Here is an 18,833-nt window from a genome sequence, read left to right on the forward strand (position 1 = left end):
TGATAACTATTTTGAGGCCATAATTCCTCTTACATCTACTGATATGGTACTGGCGTGTTTCATTCCCAGGCTTGAACCGGGGGTAGTAGTTAAAAACAGCTTCAAATATGTATTCATAATAGCTGTTGATACTTTAATATAATTCTTTTTGGCGGATTCATCGCCAAGAAACGTACCAAGCAGGGGCTTGTTATAATGCCATGTGCCTGCCGAATCTACCGTGGCCTCAAACATATAGTTAAAATCTTGGTAGGCTTTATAAATGGTTATTTTATATGACGGGTTTAAATAATCATCATCGGTACTGTACTTGTTATCTAACAAACTGGGTTTCGCCGTTACCTTATTGATCACAACGTTAGGGTTTTTACTGATAACCTGCACCGGCTGAGATGCCGCGAAGGCATTTTTAATATCGGCATTGGCCTTTGCCACTAAGCCGCGCACAAAAATAGTATCCTGTTTGCTGGGGCGCTGTAATACCGTAAAATCTGTTTTAAGTTTATTTTTAATATAATCTTCGGAGTATAGGCGCATGGTTACGCGCGATTTATTAAGGTCCATCGAATCGCCCTCGGTTTCTAACAACTGAAATACCAGACTATCCTTACTCATTACCTTCATCTTTAAAAAGGCATGGGCAATGTTAAAAACAGAATCGGTGCCTAAAGCCAGTGGAAAGTTAAAGAATTTACCTTTTACCGGGCTGTAAAGTGCTGCCGAATCTGCCGATGTAAAACGAAGTCTCCAGTCGGGCACCAGATGGAAGCCGTATTCATTATACGAAAGGCCGTTATTTTGCTTGCGCGAGACCTCCAGAAAGGTGATCCCCTCCACGCTTTTGAATGATATTTTAGATTTTTCGGGTTTACGAGGGCCGCAACCGGTGAATATTATAATTGCTAATAATAGCAACGTCAGTGTTTTCGAAATAGATGGCATTTTGCTAAATTATAAAATTTGTTTTAGTTGCCATGTTTCTTCATTATACAATTAATAATCGCCCCATTCAAAATCTAATCGATTGTTTGCTGTATCTATTTTTAGTTCATACTCCTGCCAAGGAATGCCCTCTTTGGTTTGTCCCTTATAAAAATAGTATGTCGATTTATTTAAATAACCATTTGTGGCATTCCCGTTAAAGCCCAGTAAAGGTATCGTATCAATCTTAATAAATTTTACCTGCGTCTTTAAACTTTTTAGAATGGCAGCCTTGTCATCATTGCTTACTATTAGTGTCGCATTTAATGTAAAGTCTTTAAAACCTGTTTGTTCTAAACTTAAAGTTTGATAATCATCTTTCAATTCGACACCTATATCACCTAAATAAGATTTTAAGTCATGTCTATTCATCATATTGCAACCTGAAATGGTTGCAATTAATAAAAATGGAATAAGGATATTTTTCTTCATTGTTTCAATTATGATTTACCCTAAAACCTCTTCAAGTACTTCATGCGACCGGATGTTGCCAAAACCTTCTATATGCATGGCGTAATACTCCAGAAGTTTATTAATGAGGTAACGGCGCTCGTCGTTGCTGAGTTTAACGTCGTCAATGTTTCCGAAATTGCTTTTTAGCAAGGTGTACAGATTTTTGGTATGCGGCGGCGACAGGTACGATAAACTATCTGGTTTATAATTGCTGAATACCCCATCCTTCATATCAAAGTAGTCCGCTTCCGCAGCAACTTTACCATGCGGATAAAAGCCCAGGTATCGCGTTAGCTGCACCAAAAACAGCAGATGAAAGTTTGCCAGTCCGCGGGTTTTATGATCAAGCAGTTCTATGGCGTTAAAAATGAAATCAAAGATGTTTTCGTCTGGTGTTTGTTGTTTTACGGCTTTATACAATACCTCGTTCAGGAATATGGCTATACAGCTTTTGATCACATCGTAAGGGATAGTTTGTAGGGTGGGCGAGTTCTTCAACTCGGAAATGCGCTGTACGTTGCCGTTGCTTTTGTGGTATACAACCATATCAACCAAATGCAGAGGTTGCAGCATGTTGCGGCTTATTTTAGCCTTAGGTTTTTTTGCCCCGTTGATGATATACGATTGCAGGCCGAATTTTTCTGTGAAGATCTGTACCACCACGCTGCTCTCGCTGTAATCGGTGGTTTTAAATACTATGCCACGTGTTTTATGCAGCATGGATTAGTAATAATATTTTCGGTAAAAAAATAATAGCCCCGGTAATTATGGTAAGTAGCGCTACAACCAATACAGCCGCCGCGCTTACATCTTTAACGCGGCCTGCCAGTTCATTATATCCCGGCGATACCAAGTCTACAAGGGCCTCAACGCCGGTATTAAACAGTTCCATCATTAAAACCAAAGCAATACAAAGTGTTACCCAATGCCACTCGCTTGCGCTGATGTTAAAATACAAGCCCATTGCAATGGCAATTAGTGCCACAAATGTTTGGATCCTGAAGTTTAGCTGCGTAGCAAAAGCGTAGCTGATGCCTTTAAGCGCGAAACCAACACTCCGGATAAATTTTTTCATTACCGTTTTTTAGAGTTTTGTACCAGCAGCATCACAAAGCTAATACAGCCGGCAAGCGCGAAACCCGCCGACGCGCCGTTCATAACATCCTGCATTTTGCCGGGTTCAACAAAAAGGGCGGCGCTTGCAAATAGTATAAGAGCAATGCCCAGCAATAAAAAAGTTCGGGCGGTTTGGTTTTTCATTTTTATGTAACGATGGTGGGCACTTAAGCCTTTACAAATATATTTTATTTATGTTAGCAAAGGTTTAACATTAGCAAAATGGACTTAAAACTAACTAACAAAGTGGCCATTGTTTTGGCAGCAAGTAAAGGTTTAGGCAAAGCTATAGCCATGGCGTTATCTTCCGAAGGCGCCAAGGTTATTATAGGCTCCCGTGATGAAGAGGAGCTTACCAAAACCGCAGATGAGATCAAAGATGCAACGGGTAACAATGTTATTGCCATACCTGTTGATGTAGCTAATGCTGCGCAGGTGGCCGGGTTTATAAATAAAGCGGCCAATGCTTTTGGCCGGATAGATATTTTGCTTAACAATGCAGGCGGGCCACCATTTGATAAGTTTGAAAATTTTGATGACACCCAATGGCAGCAAGCCTTCGACCTGAACTTGCTTAGCATGGCGCGTACCAGCCGATTAGTGTTACCGCACCTGCAAAAAACCGGCAGCGGGCGAATCATAAATATCATCAGTGGTTCGGTAAAGTCAGTGCTTGGCGGTTCAGTGCTGTCTACCGCTATGCGGATGGGCGTAGTAGGAATGGCAAAACTTATGGCCGATGAATTTGGCCCTTACAACATCACGGTAAACAATGTAGCGCCGGGATTGATACTTACTGACCGCATTAAACATACTTTGCCCAAAGATGTAGATCCTGACGAAGCTATAGATCAAAAAGCTAAAACCATTCCGCTTGGGCGCATTGGTAAGCCCGAAGAACTGGCTGCGCTGGTAACTTTCCTGGCATCAGAACAGGCTGCATACATTAGCGGGCAAACCATACAGGTTGATGGTGGCGCCGGGCGCAATATTTATTGAGGTTGTTTGTTTTGCAGCCGTTTCTTTTTCATTACCCGGAAACCAATGGCAAGCACACAGCCAATTGCCGCGCCTATTAAAACGCTGACCCACTGCTCGTTTTGCGCTCCAACGGCAAAAAGGCTAAATATGGCGAACACGATAATAAGCACACCCACAAATATTACGATATAGATCTTCAGATTCATTCGCAAAATTACAAATTACTATCTATGATAGTCATTACCTAACCATTACAAATATATTAGCCTGTTTATTTATACTTGCAGCCAAAATGGAACAGGCTACATCAATTCAAAAATATAAGGCTTTAACAAAGCTTTCGTCCGGTGATTTTAAAGCGTTTTTATATGATTGCGATGGCACACTTGCCGATAATATGGGCGCGCACAAAGAAAGTTATATCCGCGTGGCTGCTGATGACGGCTATGTTATTGACGGCGATATTATTGATGAATTTGCCGGCCTGCCTATACTAAACGTAGTTGGCGAAATAAACAAACGGTACAATACCACGTTTGACCCTGTTGACTTTGCGGCAAGAAAGCATAAAGTGTTCTTTAGCGAATACATAGAGAAAACCCAGCCAATAGATTACGTAGTTAACCATCTTATAAACCACGCCGGCAAGGTGCGTATTGGTGTAGTATCCGGCGGGAGCCGTACCTCGGTTGAGAAAACCCTGAGCGTATTAGGTATACTTGATAAAGTAGAAGTGCTAATCTGCGCAGGCGAAACTACCCACGGCAAACCATACGCCGACCCATTTCTGGCCGCCGCCGAAAAACTGGGCGTTGACCCCAAATACTGCCTGGTATTTGAAGATGGCGAACCCGGTGTACAAGCCGCAGAAGCCGCAGGCATGCAATGGGTTAGGATCGATAAAGTGTAATATGGGTTAATAAACGCGTCATTGCGTCTCTTAACCAAGCGTCATTGCGAGCGTAGCGTGGCAATCTTCAATAGAACAGTCGTAAATATGCCTATCGAAAATAGCCTGTCACCGTCACTTCTCGCAATGGCGCTCGAAGGAAAAGCCTATCATCGGTGTTATCACCGCTCACTATTTCCCCATCATTTTATCTCTTACCGCTTTAAACTCCGAACCTTTTTTCCAACCGGGGAAGATTGTTTCGTTGCTGAGTTTTACGCCAAGCTGGTACATCAGGCGGGCAGTTTGTGCCATGCCTTTGGTATCCATCGCCTCGCTATATTCGTCTGAGGGTTGGTGATAATGTTGCTCGTTATATTCTTTTGCTTTCTCTTTGCCAAACTCCTCGCCCCGCTGGATGCTTTTTGAACCATTGTGGAGGTCTAAAGCAGGCACGCCAACTTTGGCGAAATTAAAATGATCTGAGCGGTAGTAACTGCCCGAGCCCGGTGCTTCATCACCTACAACATCCCAGCCTTTAGATTTAGTTAAAGCTATTACGTAATCATCCAGATCATTTTGTCCTTTGCCTGTGATGGAGAAATTGCTGGTCTCGCCAAAGTCCGACAGCGCGTCGATATTTAAATTAGCTACGGTTTTATTTAGCGGGTAAACAGGGTGGGTTGCGTAATATTCCGAACCTAAAAGCCCCTGTTCCTCGGCAGTTACCGCAAGGAAAACTATGCTGCGTTTGGGCTTCTCTTTTTGCTGAGTGAACTTTTTGGCGACAGCTAAAATGGCTGCAACACCGCTGGCATTATCAATAGCGCCGTTGTAAATGCTGTCGCCTTTTGCGTCGGGTTTGCCAATACCAAAGTGGTCCCAATGCGCGGTGTACAGAATAGTTTCATCCGGTCTGGCCGAACCTTTTAGCGTAGCAATTACGTTATGCGATTTGGAGTATTTAAGCGTGTTTTTTAAGGATAATGATACCGTACTGTTTAAGGCCACAGCTTTAAAATCTTTTTTGCGCGCATAAGCGCGGATATCGCCCCTTATACCTGCCGATGATAGCAATTTTGTAGCGGCTTCCTCGCTCATCCAACCCTCAACCTGGCAGCGGTTCATGTGTTTATCGGCCTGTTGCAGGTAGAGTTTAGCGCCTGCGAAACTGTTTTGAATAACCTGCCATCCATAGCTCGCCGGTTCGGTTTGGTGAACAATGATCACTCCGGCGGCACCTTGTCGCGCGGCTTCTTCATATTTATATGTCCAGCGGCCGTAGTAGCTCATGGTGTCGCCTTTAAAAAGCTTTTCTTCTGCTTTAAAACCCGGGTCGTTTACCAAAACGATAACGGTTTTGCCTTTTACGTCAAGGCCTTTATAGTCGTTCCAGTTATACTCCGGCGCAACAACACCAAAGCCGGCGAAAACCAAAGGCGAATTTTTAAGGCTCAGGCTGTCCACCTCGCGGCGGGTAGAAGCCACAAAATCTACGCCCGGTTTTAGGGCAGTGGTAGCCGCGCCGCTAATGTTCATATCCTGCGCTGCAGATGTAATTTCTACCAGGGGCACCTCCTGAAAGTAGCTACCCTTGTTACCCGGCTCCATGCCCAGCTTTTTAAACTCGTTGGCAATGTAGGCAATGGTTTTGTCTTCCCCTTTGGTAAATGGCTTGCGGCCAAGCAGGCTGTCGTTTGCTAGAACGGCGATATGTTGCCTTATATCTGCCGCCATCCCGGTGTCGGGCGTGGTGGTTGTGGTAGTTGTTTTCTTTTCGTTTCCGGAGCATCCAGCAAAAAGGGCGGCGACTGCTAAAAGGTTTATGAAGTTTAGTTTCATTGGGTGTGATGTGTTCGTTAGTCAAATATAGGAAACATTGTTTTACCACAAAGTGAGCTTCTTAACAGGGGCTGATGTTGTAAAAATTAATTATAATTGGAAATAAATAACCTTATGCATAATTATAAAATTTCATTTTTCTGCCTTGCGCTTTGTGTGCTATCTTTTTCGAACTGTAAAAAAGACTCTAAAACTACCGATCCAATTGTACCGGAACCGGATAATACATGGGCACTTAGCGATTTCGAACAGGCAAAGTTTACCACATTTACGGTAGGAAGCAGCAGCCATTACGATTTCAATATAAATCAAAAAGGCTTATTATTTAAAGATGCTAAAACGGGAAGTAAAGCAAACTTGTATATATTGTTCAAAACAATACCTACTACTGCTGGTACTTATAAGATTGTGCGTTACAGTAACGATACTTTTGAAAATGACAACGAATGCAAAGTAATAGGAGCTAATGAGAGCGGAAGCGGCTTTTATTGTTTTAGTCCTGACGTGAGTGATAAAATAGAGATAACAGTGAAACAAGGCGGTAAGCTGGCAATCACAATTCCCGAAATAAATGTTAGTTATGCGGCACCAAGCGGAGTTTACAAGCTTAAAGCTACTGTTTACGAGAAATAGCATCTCAATATCATAACAATACTCAAAACGTTTTGCCGATCAGATTATGTATTGCAAATCTGGCTCGCCAATTTTATAAGGTGAATATTTCATGGCTGCCTTCTGTGGTTAACTTACTGTTACCATCCAAAACCTCTTCGTCATAATTCCCTATTTAACTATCATTTAATAATAAAATTCGCTATTTTTGCAACCTTTAAAATTCGACGCGAACACATTGATGTACAAGGAATATAAGCAGTTAAATCTATCTCAAACAGGTAAAGACGTGCTCGATTTCTGGAAACAGAACGGCATATTCGAAAAAAGTATCAGCAGCAGGCCGGCAAGCAAGCCGTACACCTTTTATGAAGGCCCGCCCAGCGCTAATGGTATGCCCGGTATTCACCACGTTATGGGGCGGAGTATTAAGGATATTTTCTGTCGTTATAAAACCCTGAAAGGTTTCCAGGTAAAGCGTAAAGGCGGCTGGGATACACATGGTTTGCCAATCGAGCTTGCTGTTGAGAAATCGTTAGGTATCACCAAGGATGATATCGGCAAAAAAATTACTGTAAAAGAGTACAACGATGCCTGCCGCAAGGAGGTAATGAAATATACCGATGTTTGGAACGACCTTACCCTTAAAATGGGCTACTGGGTAGATCTTGACAATCCTTATGTTACTTACGAGAACGAATACATCGAGAGCCTTTGGTGGATCCTGAAACAGCTTTATGATAAGGACCTGCTTTACAAAGGTTATACTGTGCAGCCGTATTCGCCAAAATCGGGCACAGGTCTTAGCTCGCACGAGCTGAACCAGCCGGGTACCTACAAAATGGTAAAGGATACTACCATTGTAGCCCAGTTTAAAGTAAAGAACGATAAAGATTCGGCTTTCCTTTTTGACGGAGCAAACGGAGATGTTTTCATTCTGGCCTGGACGACCACCCCTTGGACACTGCCATCAAACTGTGCTTTGGCAGTTGGCGAAAGCATCAATTACGTTCAAATAAACACCTTTAACCCATATACCTACGAACCCGTTAGTGTAGTACTGGCTAAGGACCTGATAAAAAAATACTTTAAAGCCGAAGGCGAGAACGCATCTTTTGAAGATTACAAAGGTGGCGATAAAATCATCCCATGGACGTTAACCCGCGAGTGTAAAGGTACCGACCTGTTAGGCATCCACTACGAGCAATTAATGCCATATGTAACCAATGCCGATTTGGAAGCTAACGCTTTCCGTGTGATCCCGGCAGATTTTGTTACTACCGAGGATGGTACAGGTATTGTACACACTGCTTCTATTTTTGGTGCGGATGACTTTAGGGCATGTAAGGAAAATAATGTGCCGTCTGTTTTGGTGAAGGACGAGAATGGTAAAGAAGTTCCCCTGGTTGATAAACAGGGCCGCTTTGTAGAAGAAGTGACCGATTTTGCCGGCCGTTACGTTAAAGAAGAATATTACACCAACGAGGAACGCGGCGAGGAAGGGTTTAAACCTACCGACGTGCTCATCTCTATAAAATTAAAGACCGAGAACCGCGCGTTCGACGTTAAGAAATACGAGCACAGCTACCCACACTCTTGGCGTTCTGATGAGCCTATCCTTTACTATCCGCTGGATAGCTGGTTCATCCGTACCACCGCGGTAAAGGATAAAATGGTTGCGCTTAACAAAACCATCAACTGGAAACCGGAGAGCACCGGCACAGGTCGTTTTGGCAACTGGCTGGAGAATTTGGTAGACTGGAACCTGTCGCGTTCGCGCTACTGGGGTACCCCGCTGCCTATCTGGCGCGAGGAAGATGGCACAGAAGAAAAATGCATCGGCTCTATAGTTGAATTGAATGCCGAGATAGAGAAGTCTATCGCCGCAGGTTTAATGCCTGCCGGCTTTAAGCTGGAGGATATGCACCGTCCTTATGTGGATGATGTGATCCTGACCTCATCAACCGGAAAACGCATGCTGCGCGAACCCGACCTGATTGATGTTTGGTTTGATAGCGGCGCCATGCCCTACGCGCAATGGCATTTCCCTTTCGAGAATAAAGATGAATTTGCTGCTGCATACCCGGCCGATTTTATTGCCGAAGGTGTAGACCAAACCCGCGGCTGGTTCTTTACCTTGCACGCCATTGCGGTGATGTTGAGCGAAGCCAGCGATGAGGTGAAAGCTATAAACGAACAGGTTGGCAACAAAGGCGTGGCGTTCAAGAACGTTGTATCAAACGGTTTGGTGCTTGATAAGAACGGCAACAAAATGTCTAAACGTTTGGGTAATGGTATAGATCCGTTTGAAACTATCGAACAGTTTGGCGCTGATGCCGCCCGCTGGTATATGATAAGCAATGCCGCTCCCTGGGATAACCTGAAATTTAATATCGAAGGGTTGGACGAGGTCCGCCGTAAGTTCTTTGGTACGCTGTATAATACTTATTCGTTCTTTGTGCTTTATGCCAACATCGATAAGTTTAAGTACGAAGAAGCCGAAATAGCCATCGACAAACGCCCCGAGCTTGACCGTTGGATCATATCATTATTAAATACACTGAGCAAAGAGGTTGACGCATTTTATGCCGATTTTGAACCTACCAAAGCTGCCCGCGCCATTCAGGAGTTTGTTGATGCGCACTTCAGCAACTGGTACATCAGGTTGAGCCGTCGCCGTTTCTGGAGGTCGGATAATTCGGAAGATAAGCTCTCGGCATACCAAACGCTCTATACTTGTTTGATTACCATTAGCAAACTGATGGCACCAATCGCGCCGTTCTTCGCAGAACGTTTATATACCGATCTGAATAGTGTTACCGGCAAAGAGGAATTCGAATCGGTACACCTGGCTTATTATCCCGAGTATCACAACGAGTTGGTAGATACTGCTCTTGAAGAGCGTATGCAAATGGCTCAGGATATATCATCATTGGTATTATCGCTTCGTAAGAAAATAGAGATTCCGGTTCGCCGCCCGTTAAGCAAAATTTTATTGCCTATACTGGATAAGAACTTTAAAGAACAGGTAGAGAAAGTGAAAGAACTCATCCTGTCTGAAACCAATATTAAGGATATCGAATACATTACCGATGCCGCCGGTTTCATCAAGAAAAAAATAAAACCAAACTTTAAAGCCCTAGGCGCTAAAGTAGGTAAGGATATGAAGGATGTTGCCGCGGCCATCAATGCTTTTGGCCAGGAAGAGATAGCCAAATTAGAAAGCGAAGGTTCTATCCTGATACTTGATACTAAGTACTCGATACTATTATCAGACGTGGAAATTATCGCTGAAGATGTACCGGGATGGCAGGTTGCAAATTTAGGAAAACTAACCGTGGCTTTAGATGTTACGATTACCGACGAGCTGAAAGAGGAGGGTATTGCCCGCGAATTAATAAACCGCATACAAAACTTACGTAAGGCTAAAGAATTTGAAGTTACCGATAAAATAAAAGTAGCTGTGAATTGTGGTACGGAGATATGGAAAGCGACGGAGAATAATTTATCCTATATTTGCGCCGAAATTTTGGCTGACAGCCTTGTGCTTGATAATCAGTTAAATGATGGTGAGAAGGCCGTTATAGACGAATATGAAATTTTGATTGCTATAAGTAAAAGTTAAATGGAAAACGAAAAAACAAGGTACTCTGATTCGGAATTAAAAGAATTTAAAGACCTATTATTAGAAAAACTACGCAGCTCTAAAGAAGAGCTTAATGCACTGGCTACCTCATTAAGTTCGCCAAACGCGAATGGTACAGATGATACTGCCGGTACTTATAAAACATTAGAGGATGGATCTGCAACGTTGGAGAAAGAACAAATAAACCAGTTAGCAGCCCGCCAAAAGAAATTTATTGAGCAGTTAGAGGCCGCCCTGGTGCGCATCGAAAATAAAACCTACGGTATTTGCCGCGAAACCGGTAAGCTTATTCCTAAAGAACGCCTGCGTGCCGTGCCGCACACAACGCTAACTATGGAAGCAAAACTTAAGCAATAAATGAAGGCTGCTTATACAAAACCTTTTTTTACTGCTGCTTTAATTGTCTTGCTCGATCAGATCATTAAGATCTGGGTACTAAAACACATGTTCCTTGGCGAAGAAATTCATTTGCTGGGTAACCGTGGGATGCTGCATTATACCGAAAATAACGGGATGGCCTTTGGCATGGAACTGGGCGGCGAGCTGGGTAAACTGGCTTTAACGCTGTTTCGAATTGTTGCGGTTTGTGGTATTGGGTATGCGCTTGTATTCCTTATCAAACATAAATACCATCGTGGTTTGGTGATGATGGTTGCGCTAATACTTGCCGGCGCGCTGGGTAATATTATCGATTCTACCTTTTACGGTATCATTTATAATTACGCCGGTTTATTTCACGGGCGCGTGGTAGATATGTTTTACTTCCCGCTGTTAACGGGTCATTTCCCTGCCTGGGTACCGATATGGGGCGGCGAAGAGTTTATCTTCTTCCGGCCGGTGTTTAACCTGGCTGATGCTGCTATATCCGTAGGTGTTATTATGATATTGCTAAACCAAAAACGCTACTTTAAACAGGAAGAGCCCGAGGTTAGCAGCCCCAACAGTGAGATGGTAGAAGAATAAAAAACTTCTTATACAAAATTGTAAGCCCCGATTTATCGGGGCTTTTTTGTTGAAATAGATTATGTAAAACGCGTAGAAAAAAGAGGTAAAATGTTCACGTTCACGTTTGCACAACCAGCTATGTTTTCTATAAATGGTTGGATATTAATTGTTTCATCTAAAAAGTGGTGGCATAGTATTGACACCATTATATCAATATCTTTTATGTATGCTCTAAACGGTGCCGCTATCTTTTTAAATTGTTTTAGTAACTTGCATTTATAAACCAATATATACTAATGAAAAAACTCCTGATAGTTGTTTTAACCCTTATTCCCGGGTTGATTTTTGCTCAGAAAAAGAATATGGGACCAAAAAGTTACGACATTATAATTGGCGCTTATACCAGCGGTAAAAGCAGCGGCCTGTCGGTATACCGCTTTTATACCGAAAGTGGCCGCATAGCCTACCTAAACCGTATCGACGATGTAAGTAACCCATCGTACGTTGCGGTATCGGCCAATAACAAATTTGTTTACGCCGTAAACGAGAATGATAATGGCGAGGTAAGCGCTTTTAAGTTCGAGCCAAAAACCGGCGCTCTAACGTTCATCAACAAAGTGTCGACGTTGGGAGGCGCGCCCTGCTATGTGTCGGTTGATAAAGACCAGAAAAACCTGTTTGTTGCCAACTATTCCGGAGGTAACATTGCGGTATTGCCTATCAACGTGGATGGCTCCATTGGGGCTGCTGTACAAACCATCAAAGATGACGGCCATGGTATCAATAAAGAACGCCAGGAAAAAGCGCATGTGCACACGGCAGTATTATCGCCCGATGAAAAGTATGTTTTATATACCGACCTTGGTACCGATAAAATAAACATTACTAAATATAAAGGTGGTAAAAACAACCCTATCGTTCCATCGAAACCGGCATTTGTTAGCGTAACACCGGGTTATGGCCCCCGCCATTTAGCCTTTTCTAACGATAAAAAGTACTTATACGCTATTATGGAGATGGGGAGCGCCGTTTTGGTTTATGATTACAACAATGGTAAGCCAAAGCTTAAACAGGATATCACCTTACTGGCTGATGGCTTTAAAGGCGCAACCGGTGCTGCCGACATCCATATTTCGCCAAACGGTAAATTCCTTTATGCTACTAACCGTGGCGATGCCAACGATATATCTGTATTCGGCATTAACCAGGAGAATGGCGAACTCACCTTTATAGAGCGTAAGCCTACAGGCGGTAAAGGTCCGCGTAACTTTGCTATAGACCCAACCGGTAGGTTTATTATTATAGCGCACCAAAACAGCGATAGCATTATTGTTTATAAGATAGATGAGAACACCGGTAAAATAGGCCAGGCCGTTAGCCGTGCGGAAGTTGGCAACCCGGTTTGTATCAAATTTGCCCCCGCAATGTAAAGTCAAAATTTAAAAGTCAAAATTCAAAAAATAAAAGAAGCCGATAGTGTCATCCACTATCGGCTTCTGCATTTATCAGTAAAGATTTTTTACTTTTTACTTTTGAATTTTTACTTGAAATTACTGCGCTTTAGTGAACGAGTAAACGATATAACCTGTGCCGCTGTTGCCAATTGGCACTGCCGAGCGAAGGGTCATGTTGGTGTTATCAATATTGCCAATATCCAGGCGGTAACCTTCGGCTACGTTTTTAGCTTTATCGCCCTGGAAAAGTTTCTTGAACTGGAACTGTGTACCAGTACTGCCACCGTTAAATACCGACCAGAATATGGTTTGCGACGCGCCGTTTTGCAGAGTATAAATACCATTACCGCTATTGGTGAGTTTCCAGGTACTGCCTACAAAATCATTTGGCGATGCCTGGTCAAATACGTTTTGCACAGCGCCGGGTAAAAGCCCTTCGTAATTTACGTTGGTAAGCGTCCAGGTGCCGGTAAATTTACCGCGCGATATGTTGCTGCCCGATGTTGTAGAGGCTGTGGTTTGCTGGGGAGTAGAACAGGCCGAAAAAATAAAGGCAACGGCTAAGATCGCGATAGTTGTTTGGAATATCTTTTTCATGGTGTATGTATTATAATATATGTTGATTGGTTTATAAACACAAATCAGGCCAAAAGGTTATCATAATAATACACTATTTATTTATTGCACGCCGGCAATCTGCTGTTTGTTTTTTTCTATCACCTCTTTATAATAGTTTTCATACAAAGGCATAATGTTGGCAAGCTCCAGTTCTTTAGCGCGTTTAAGGGCGTTCTCTTTAAATTGGTTAAGCCTGTCCTCGTCTTCTAAAATATATATCGCCTTTTCGGCCATACCGTCAACATCGCCAATATCCAGTAAAAAGCCGGTTTCGCCCTCAATGTTCAGTTCGGGTAAACCGCCCGCGTTACTGCTTATAACTGGTACTTTACAGGCCATTGCCTCCAGCGCAGCCAAACCAAAGCTTTCCGACTGCGAAGGCATCAGGAACAGGTCTGATACGGATAAGATCTCTTCGATAGCATCCTGTTTCCCTAAAAAGCGAACATGCTCGCTAATACCCAGGTCGCGGCAAAGGCGTTCACATAACGAGCGTTCGCCACCATCGCCAACCATTAATAGTTTGGATGGGATCTTCTCTATCACTTTAGCAAACATCTTCACCACATCTTCGGTACGTTTTACCTTGCGGAAATTAGAGGTGTGCACCAAAACCTTCTCACCGTTTGGCGCTATGGCCTTTTTAAAGTGGTCTTTCGGTTTCAGGCTAAAACGGGTAAGGTCAATAAAGTTGGGTATTACTTTAATGTCCTTTTCTATTTTAAAGTATTTGTAGGTATCGTTCTTTAAATGCTCAGATACTGCTGTTACACCATCACTTTGGTTAATAGAAAAAGTAACTACGGGTTTGTAGGTGTTATCCTGCCCAACAAGGGTAATATCGGTGCCATGCAGGGTGGTAATAAACGGGATAGAAATGCCGTAAGTAGCTAATATCTGCTTAGCCATAAACGCCGCGGATGCATGTGGAATGGCGTAGTGTACGTGTAATAGGTCGAGCTTCTCAAACCGTACTACATCTACCAGGCGGCTTGCCAGTGCCAGCTCGTAGGGCGGGTAATCAAATAGGGGGTATTGCGATACCGACACTTCGTGGTAAAAAAGATTTTCCGAAAAAAAATCGAGGCGTGCAGGTTGGTTGTAAGTAACAAAATGAATTTGGTGACCGCGGTCTGCAAGGGCCTTACCTAACTCTGTAGCAACAACCCCGCTTCCGCCAAAGGTGGGATAACAAACTATTCCTATTTTCATTTTTGTGTGATACGCTTTAAGCCCTAAACAATATTAAATAAATTAACACTGATGATGAGCGTACAAGTTTAACAGCAATTTGTTGTAAAAGTGTTACCCCTATGTAAAATGATTGATGGATAGGAAAGCTGGAAGTAGGAAGTCCGAAGTCGGGAGTACCCAAATAGTCGGATGAGAAAAGGTAGTTGCATAGGCAGTTCCAATGAACTAACAAAAACTAATGAACCAGTGAACTAATGAACCTTAAACCACTCCTGCCATCAGCCTCAGCAACGACGCGTTCACCAAGTTGTTAATGGCATTTAGTGTTGTGTTGCTTTTAGCAGTTTTTTGCAGATCTGCTTGGTAGATCATGTGGTCTACCCCAAGCACTTTAAGCATGGCATCGGCGGTGATGCTCTCGTTGCGTTTATAGCAGCAAATTTTAATATGCTTGTAAAAGGGGTTTGCTTGCAGCCTGCGTAAAACACGTTCTAGATTACCGGCCATATGTGCATGGTCAAACAAAATAACATCCGGCTTAATTTCGTGTATGGATGGAAATATGGCGGTAACGGCAAAAATGTGCTTTACATTATCGTACTCGGCCAGTAACTGGTCGGGAAAAGCTTGCGGGGCTACGAAAAGTACTCTCTTAGATCGGGTACGTATCATGCTCAAACCATTGGGGGACACGAATATAAAATGTATATTTTATAATACCAACCTTTTTGAGCAAAAAGTATGCGTTAAGTTACTGTTAATGAACGGGTCGCGCATTTAAAGTGTCGCTTGCGCCGCGGCCGCTTGGGTCGGCATTACCTTTGTTAACACTATCCATTTTGGTAGAATCCGCCGCATGGCTATTGTTTGGGTCGCCGGTACCTGCCTTAGCAACAGTATCTGCAGAGTTGCCGATAGATTTGCTATCACTACCACCACATGCGGTGATAGTTGCTGATAAAACAAGGGCGGCAGCGATATATTTTAAAGACTTCATACAATTAGTGTTTAGTTCAGTTTAATAACGTTGGCGCAAATTAAATGTTTGCCGCAAACAAAAAAGCCCCTGCAATGAGGGGCTGCTTGGTATAATAGAGTTGATTATTTTATTTCGAAAACGGCGTTGATCTGGAAGCTTAGCTTGATCTTTTTAACGTCGATATCAGATTCGGGCGTGGCATCCGCAGATGCTGCTTTAAACTGTACAGCATACATCCTTGGTTGCGGGAAGCTGCTGTTATCACTTTCGGTAATGTTTAGTACGCTACCCAACTTATCGCCCAAGCCATTTACTAAAAAGGCTGCTTTATCGCGCGCGCCTATTAATGCCTTTAGCTTAAGCGCGTTCTTTATTTCGTTTATTTTAGAGTAATCGTAGCTGTCTATATTGGTGCTTTGTATGCCCTTCGCGTCAACCTTGCTCAGTATCTGGTCAAATTTGTTCAAATCATGAAATTTGATGTTATACTGTTTGCTGGCTAAAAAATCCGGGTTTTTCTTTTTCTCAGTCTGGTAATTCCATGACGACAAACTGTTGATGGTAAAATCCTCTTTAGCGATGCCGGCTTCGGCAACGGCTTTTTCCAGTTGCTTCTCCAGTGTGGAGATGGTGACCTTAGTTTTACCGTTCATGTATTCCCTTAACGAGATGGATACGTTGATAATATCGGGCGTTACCTCCTGCTCGGCAATGCCGGTAACTTCAATTTTACGGCGCAAGTCGGCGCTTTGTGCGAATGCCCCAAAAGTGGTGGCAGCAAGGGCGGCTATTAGGATTAATTTTTTCATGATGTCTGTTCTAAATGTTTGTATAATGTAGAGTTAATTACGTGCCGATAGTTTAATATGCAACACCCAATAAATACAAATCAGTAACCCATAACATGCTTTGGTGTTTTAATAAGTTGATAATAAACACCTAAGGAAATAATAAAAAGATAAAATATTTTAATAATATTTATGATGGCAAGGGGCGTTGCCTGCGGCCCGGGCTATCCGCTCATACTGCACAGGCCTTAGCCACAGGGCCGGTATCCGCTGCTATCCCTAACGCTATTTACTGCTAATCGGTTCTTTCCCTTATGAATTGTCTTGAACCGTGATTAAACTGATCTGTGAGGTTTACAGGATTCTTTTTGTCTGAACCCGAATTTTCAGAATACTTTTTAAGAGCGGTGGCCTAAACGTCAAAGCGGGCGGGCCGGGTGTTGGCGGGAATGACGGTTTAGCGTCGAAGTCCGCGCATGCGGCGAGAAAGCGTTAAGAACCGGCAGGGCGGGCGGAAGCGTCGCTTTGACTTGGCCTTTTCTTTTGGTTACTTTTCTTTGCGGCTAAGGCAAAGAAAAGTTACTTCCACAGGCTTGAAAAGAGTCACTGCCAAACCTAACGAAGAACTAATTGTAAACTTGTATTTTATATAACAAGATTTTTTCTGGTAGCAATGCGAAATGATGGATAAAACAAAAAAGGCGCCTTACGACGCCTTTCATTTATTCTGATCTCTATTTTATCAAGTGTTTCAATTGTATCACTTCCTTTTCATCAAGATATCTCCAGCGGCCACGCGGAAGATCTTTTTTGGTAAGGTTGGCGTAAACCGAGCGGTCGAGTTTTACAACCTCATAACCCAATGATTCAAAAATACGGCGTACAATACGGTTTTTACCGCTGTGGATCTGGATGCCTATTTCCTTTTTAGTGCCACCCGCTACGTACGATACACTATCGGGTTTTATCACACCATCTTCAAGCTCTAAACCAAATTCAATTTTATTCAGGTCGCCCTGGCTAAGCGCTTTGTTAAGCTCTACCAGGTAAAGTTTGGTAACGCTGTTGCGTGGGTGCGAAAGCTTGTCGGCAAGGTCGCCGTCATTGGTCATTAAGAGTAAACCGGTTGTGTTACGGTCAAGGCGGCCAACAGGGTAAATACGTTCGCGGCTGGCTTTTTCTACCAGGTGCATAACGGTACGGCGCTCCTGCGGGTCGTCGGTGGTGGTAATATAGTCTTTTGGTTTATTCAATAGCACATAAACCATCTTTTCTCGTTTTAAGGCTTCGCCGTTATAGCGCACCAGGTCTTTAAGCGGATCAACTTTGTGGCCCAGTTCGGAGATCACTTCACCGTTTACCGATACCACGCCCGCGGCTATCAGTTCATCGGCCTTGCGGCGGCTGCATATACCTGCATTGGCAATATAACGGTTAAGGCGTATCAGTCCATCGTCTTTAGCTTTAACAACCGGGTTTTTACGGCCGCGCATAGTAGGTTTTGCCGGCGTGGCATCGCCCTCGCGCTTGCGGAAGCCTGTAGAAGTGCTTGGGAAGTTTTTCGTGCCGCCACGTGTGCCGGGGAATTTGTTATCGCCACCAAAGCTTTTCTTTGGTCCGTCGGTACCTGCGGGGCGCCTGTTAAATGGCTTATCGCCTGCAACCGGGTTCTTGCGTGGCCCGTATGATGCAGGGCCTAAACTTGGTTTACGGAAAGTGCTGCCACCTTCGCCATCGCCGCTTTGTGCACGGCCGTTGTAAGGTTTATCGCGCGGGGTGAATTTGCGGTCGCCCTGTGGTGCATCGCCAAAGCTGCGTTTAGGCCTGTCGTTATCTGTAGGCCTGCCGCTGTATGGGCGGCCTTTAGGTGCAAATGCCTTTTTATCGCCACCGCTAAATGATGAGGATTGCCCATAAGCTTTCCTTGGCCTGTCGGTGCCTTCAGCATCTGGTTTACCTGTGTTGGGTTTTGAGTAGGCAGATCCGCGTTTGTCTACCGAGAAGTTTTTTTTGCCATCTGTACGGCCTGCGCCGAATGATTTTCCTGTAGAGGATGATGAAGGCCTTTTGCCGTTTTCGCCACCGCTTTTAGATCGGTCTTGAGAGTTGTTCGGCCTGTCGTCGCGACTACCTGCTGGTCGTTTAAATACCATAATTTTTTGTTTTGCGCTTTCGCAGCGTGAGGGTCAAAAGTACAACATTTTAACCAAAAAAACAACTTTTTAATCGGGTTCAAAAAGTACGTTTAAACCGTTTTAAACCACGATTTTGCAGCTGTTTTAAAATTCTCAAAACACTAAGCTTTTAGTAAGTGTTTGACAATCTGCCTAATATA

Annotated in this window: 20 protein-coding genes; 7 read left to right on the forward strand and 13 right to left on the reverse strand. The window is 43.5% G+C overall.

What is annotated here, in order from left to right:
• Positions 1-6: 6 nt before the first annotated feature.
• Genes ACFQZI_RS13895 through ACFQZI_RS13915 form a run of 5 tightly spaced genes read right to left on the reverse strand, consistent with a single transcriptional unit; the run spans position 7 to position 2,694 of the window.
• On the reverse strand, positions 7-942 hold the full coding sequence (locus ACFQZI_RS13895) for a hypothetical protein (protein ID WP_377143412.1): 936 nt from the start codon (positions 940-942) through the stop codon (positions 7-9).
• A gap of 51 nt (positions 943-993) precedes the next feature.
• Positions 994-1,413, reverse strand: coding sequence for a hypothetical protein (locus ACFQZI_RS13900; protein ID WP_377143414.1), 420 nt, complete (start codon positions 1,411-1,413; stop codon positions 994-996).
• A 15-nt stretch (positions 1,414-1,428) separates the two neighbouring features.
• Positions 1,429-2,154, reverse strand: coding sequence for a DNA repair protein RecO (gene recO / locus ACFQZI_RS13905; RefSeq protein WP_377143416.1), 726 nt, complete (start codon positions 2,152-2,154; stop codon positions 1,429-1,431).
• Positions 2,144-2,509, reverse strand: a complete 366-nt coding sequence (locus ACFQZI_RS13910) for a diacylglycerol kinase family protein (protein ID WP_377143418.1) — start codon at positions 2,507-2,509, stop codon at positions 2,144-2,146. Before ACFQZI_RS13910 ends, recO begins: the two co-directional genes overlap by 11 nt.
• A complete protein-coding gene (locus tag ACFQZI_RS13915) occupies positions 2,509-2,694 on the reverse strand; it encodes a hypothetical protein (RefSeq protein WP_377143420.1) in 186 nt (61 codons plus the stop codon). Before ACFQZI_RS13915 ends, ACFQZI_RS13910 begins: the two co-directional genes overlap by 1 nt.
• A gap of 78 nt (positions 2,695-2,772) precedes the next feature.
• On the opposite strand from ACFQZI_RS13915, the gene ACFQZI_RS13920 reads away from it, so the two are divergent.
• Complete coding sequence (locus tag ACFQZI_RS13920) at positions 2,773-3,549, forward strand: SDR family NAD(P)-dependent oxidoreductase (protein WP_377143422.1); 777 nt, start codon at positions 2,773-2,775, stop codon at positions 3,547-3,549.
• On the opposite strand, the gene ACFQZI_RS13925 is transcribed toward ACFQZI_RS13920, so the two are convergent.
• Positions 3,543-3,737 (reverse strand): hypothetical protein, encoded by a 195-nt coding sequence (locus ACFQZI_RS13925; RefSeq protein ID WP_377143424.1) that lies wholly within the window; start codon positions 3,735-3,737, stop codon positions 3,543-3,545. The two genes, ACFQZI_RS13920 and ACFQZI_RS13925, sit on opposite strands and share 7 nt — an antisense overlap.
• An 86-nt stretch (positions 3,738-3,823) precedes the next feature.
• On the opposite strand from ACFQZI_RS13925, the gene ACFQZI_RS13930 reads away from it, so the two are divergent.
• Positions 3,824-4,441 (forward strand): HAD family hydrolase, encoded by a 618-nt coding sequence (locus ACFQZI_RS13930; protein ID WP_377143426.1) that lies wholly within the window; start codon positions 3,824-3,826, stop codon positions 4,439-4,441.
• A gap of 171 nt (positions 4,442-4,612) precedes the next feature.
• Here the strand turns inward: ACFQZI_RS13930 and ACFQZI_RS13935 are convergent, their stop codons facing one another.
• A complete protein-coding gene (locus ACFQZI_RS13935) occupies positions 4,613-6,262 on the reverse strand; it encodes a M28 family metallopeptidase (protein WP_377143428.1) in 1,650 nt (549 codons plus the stop codon).
• Positions 6,263-6,358: 96 nt separating this feature from the next.
• Here ACFQZI_RS13935 and ACFQZI_RS13940 point away from each other — a divergent pair, with 96 nt between their 5' ends.
• From ACFQZI_RS13940 to ACFQZI_RS13960, 5 genes are all read left to right on the forward strand, one after another.
• Positions 6,359-6,895 carry a hypothetical protein gene (locus ACFQZI_RS13940; protein WP_377143430.1) on the forward strand — a complete coding sequence of 179 codons (537 nt, stop codon included), beginning with the start codon at positions 6,359-6,361 and terminating at the stop codon, positions 6,893-6,895.
• Positions 6,896-7,115: 220 nt separating this feature from the next.
• The gene (gene ileS, locus ACFQZI_RS13945; RefSeq protein ID WP_377143711.1) at positions 7,116-10,499 is read left to right on the forward strand and encodes an isoleucine--tRNA ligase; all 3,384 of its coding nucleotides are present in this window, start codon (positions 7,116-7,118) and stop codon (positions 10,497-10,499) included.
• Positions 10,500-10,877, forward strand: coding sequence for a TraR/DksA family transcriptional regulator (locus ACFQZI_RS13950; protein WP_067055645.1), 378 nt, complete (start codon positions 10,500-10,502; stop codon positions 10,875-10,877). It begins immediately after the preceding gene.
• Positions 10,878-11,483, forward strand: coding sequence for a lipoprotein signal peptidase (locus tag ACFQZI_RS13955; protein WP_377143432.1), 606 nt, complete (start codon positions 10,878-10,880; stop codon positions 11,481-11,483).
• A 278-nt stretch (positions 11,484-11,761) separates the two neighbouring features.
• A complete protein-coding gene (locus ACFQZI_RS13960; RefSeq protein ID WP_377143434.1) occupies positions 11,762-12,895 on the forward strand; it encodes a lactonase family protein in 1,134 nt (377 codons plus the stop codon).
• A 120-nt stretch (positions 12,896-13,015) separates the two neighbouring features.
• On the opposite strand, the gene ACFQZI_RS13965 is transcribed toward ACFQZI_RS13960, so the two are convergent.
• The 6 genes from ACFQZI_RS13965 to ACFQZI_RS13990 form a co-directional block, all read right to left on the reverse strand.
• Positions 13,016-13,516, reverse strand: coding sequence for a hypothetical protein (locus ACFQZI_RS13965; RefSeq protein WP_377143435.1), 501 nt, complete (start codon positions 13,514-13,516; stop codon positions 13,016-13,018).
• A gap of 81 nt (positions 13,517-13,597) precedes the next feature.
• The gene (gene bshA, locus ACFQZI_RS13970; protein ID WP_377143437.1) at positions 13,598-14,749 is read right to left on the reverse strand and encodes an N-acetyl-alpha-D-glucosaminyl L-malate synthase BshA; all 1,152 of its coding nucleotides are present in this window, start codon (positions 14,747-14,749) and stop codon (positions 13,598-13,600) included.
• A 243-nt stretch (positions 14,750-14,992) separates the two neighbouring features.
• A complete protein-coding gene (locus ACFQZI_RS13975; RefSeq protein WP_377143438.1) occupies positions 14,993-15,403 on the reverse strand; it encodes a hypothetical protein in 411 nt (136 codons plus the stop codon).
• Positions 15,404-15,488: 85 nt separating this feature from the next.
• Positions 15,489-15,728, reverse strand: a complete 240-nt coding sequence (locus ACFQZI_RS13980; RefSeq protein ID WP_377143440.1) for a hypothetical protein — start codon at positions 15,726-15,728, stop codon at positions 15,489-15,491.
• A 104-nt stretch (positions 15,729-15,832) separates the two neighbouring features.
• Positions 15,833-16,519: an SIMPL domain-containing protein gene (locus ACFQZI_RS13985; protein WP_377143442.1), complete on the reverse strand. Its 687-nt coding sequence runs from the start codon at positions 16,517-16,519 to the stop codon at positions 15,833-15,835.
• Between the two features lie 713 nt (positions 16,520-17,232).
• The gene (locus ACFQZI_RS13990; protein ID WP_377143444.1) at positions 17,233-18,651 is read right to left on the reverse strand and encodes a pseudouridine synthase; all 1,419 of its coding nucleotides are present in this window, start codon (positions 18,649-18,651) and stop codon (positions 17,233-17,235) included.
• Positions 18,652-18,833 lie beyond the last annotated feature (182 nt).

Source organism: Mucilaginibacter lutimaris (assembly GCF_042676625.1).
In the GTDB taxonomy this organism is placed as follows: domain Bacteria; phylum Bacteroidota; class Bacteroidia; order Sphingobacteriales; family Sphingobacteriaceae; genus Mucilaginibacter; species Mucilaginibacter lutimaris.

Bases quoted from the DNA above. Each gene is read 5' to 3' on its own strand.
- ACFQZI_RS13990 (WP_377143444.1), bottom strand. From the start codon at position 18,651: ATGGTATTTAAACGACCAGCAGGTAGTCGCGACGACAGGCCGAACAAC.
- ACFQZI_RS13935 (WP_377143428.1), bottom strand. From the start codon at position 6,262: ATGAAACTAAACTTCATAAACCTTTTAGCAGTCGCCGCCCTTTTTGCT.
- ACFQZI_RS13985 (WP_377143442.1), bottom strand. From the start codon at position 16,519: ATGAAAAAATTAATCCTAATAGCCGCCCTTGCTGCCACCACTTTTGGG.
- bshA (WP_377143437.1), bottom strand. From the start codon at position 14,749: ATGAAAATAGGAATAGTTTGTTATCCCACCTTTGGCGGAAGCGGGGTT.
- ACFQZI_RS13920 (WP_377143422.1), top strand. From the start codon at position 2,773: ATGGACTTAAAACTAACTAACAAAGTGGCCATTGTTTTGGCAGCAAGT.
- ACFQZI_RS13900 (WP_377143414.1), bottom strand. From the start codon at position 1,413: ATGAAGAAAAATATCCTTATTCCATTTTTATTAATTGCAACCATTTCA.
- ACFQZI_RS13915 (WP_377143420.1), bottom strand. From the start codon at position 2,694: ATGAAAAACCAAACCGCCCGAACTTTTTTATTGCTGGGCATTGCTCTT.
- ACFQZI_RS13910 (WP_377143418.1), bottom strand. From the start codon at position 2,509: ATGAAAAAATTTATCCGGAGTGTTGGTTTCGCGCTTAAAGGCATCAGC.
- ACFQZI_RS13965 (WP_377143435.1), bottom strand. From the start codon at position 13,516: ATGAAAAAGATATTCCAAACAACTATCGCGATCTTAGCCGTTGCCTTT.
- ACFQZI_RS13950 (WP_067055645.1), top strand. From the start codon at position 10,500: ATGGAAAACGAAAAAACAAGGTACTCTGATTCGGAATTAAAAGAATTT.
- ACFQZI_RS13925 (WP_377143424.1), bottom strand. From the start codon at position 3,737: ATGAATCTGAAGATCTATATCGTAATATTTGTGGGTGTGCTTATTATC.
- ileS (WP_377143711.1), top strand. From the start codon at position 7,116: ATGTACAAGGAATATAAGCAGTTAAATCTATCTCAAACAGGTAAAGAC.
- ACFQZI_RS13960 (WP_377143434.1), top strand. From the start codon at position 11,762: ATGAAAAAACTCCTGATAGTTGTTTTAACCCTTATTCCCGGGTTGATT.
- ACFQZI_RS13895 (WP_377143412.1), bottom strand. From the start codon at position 942: ATGCCATCTATTTCGAAAACACTGACGTTGCTATTATTAGCAATTATA.
- ACFQZI_RS13975 (WP_377143438.1), bottom strand. From the start codon at position 15,403: ATGATACGTACCCGATCTAAGAGAGTACTTTTCGTAGCCCCGCAAGCT.
- recO (WP_377143416.1), bottom strand. From the start codon at position 2,154: ATGCTGCATAAAACACGTGGCATAGTATTTAAAACCACCGATTACAGC.
- ACFQZI_RS13980 (WP_377143440.1), bottom strand. From the start codon at position 15,728: ATGAAGTCTTTAAAATATATCGCTGCCGCCCTTGTTTTATCAGCAACT.
- ACFQZI_RS13955 (WP_377143432.1), top strand. From the start codon at position 10,878: ATGAAGGCTGCTTATACAAAACCTTTTTTTACTGCTGCTTTAATTGTC.
- ACFQZI_RS13930 (WP_377143426.1), top strand. From the start codon at position 3,824: ATGGAACAGGCTACATCAATTCAAAAATATAAGGCTTTAACAAAGCTT.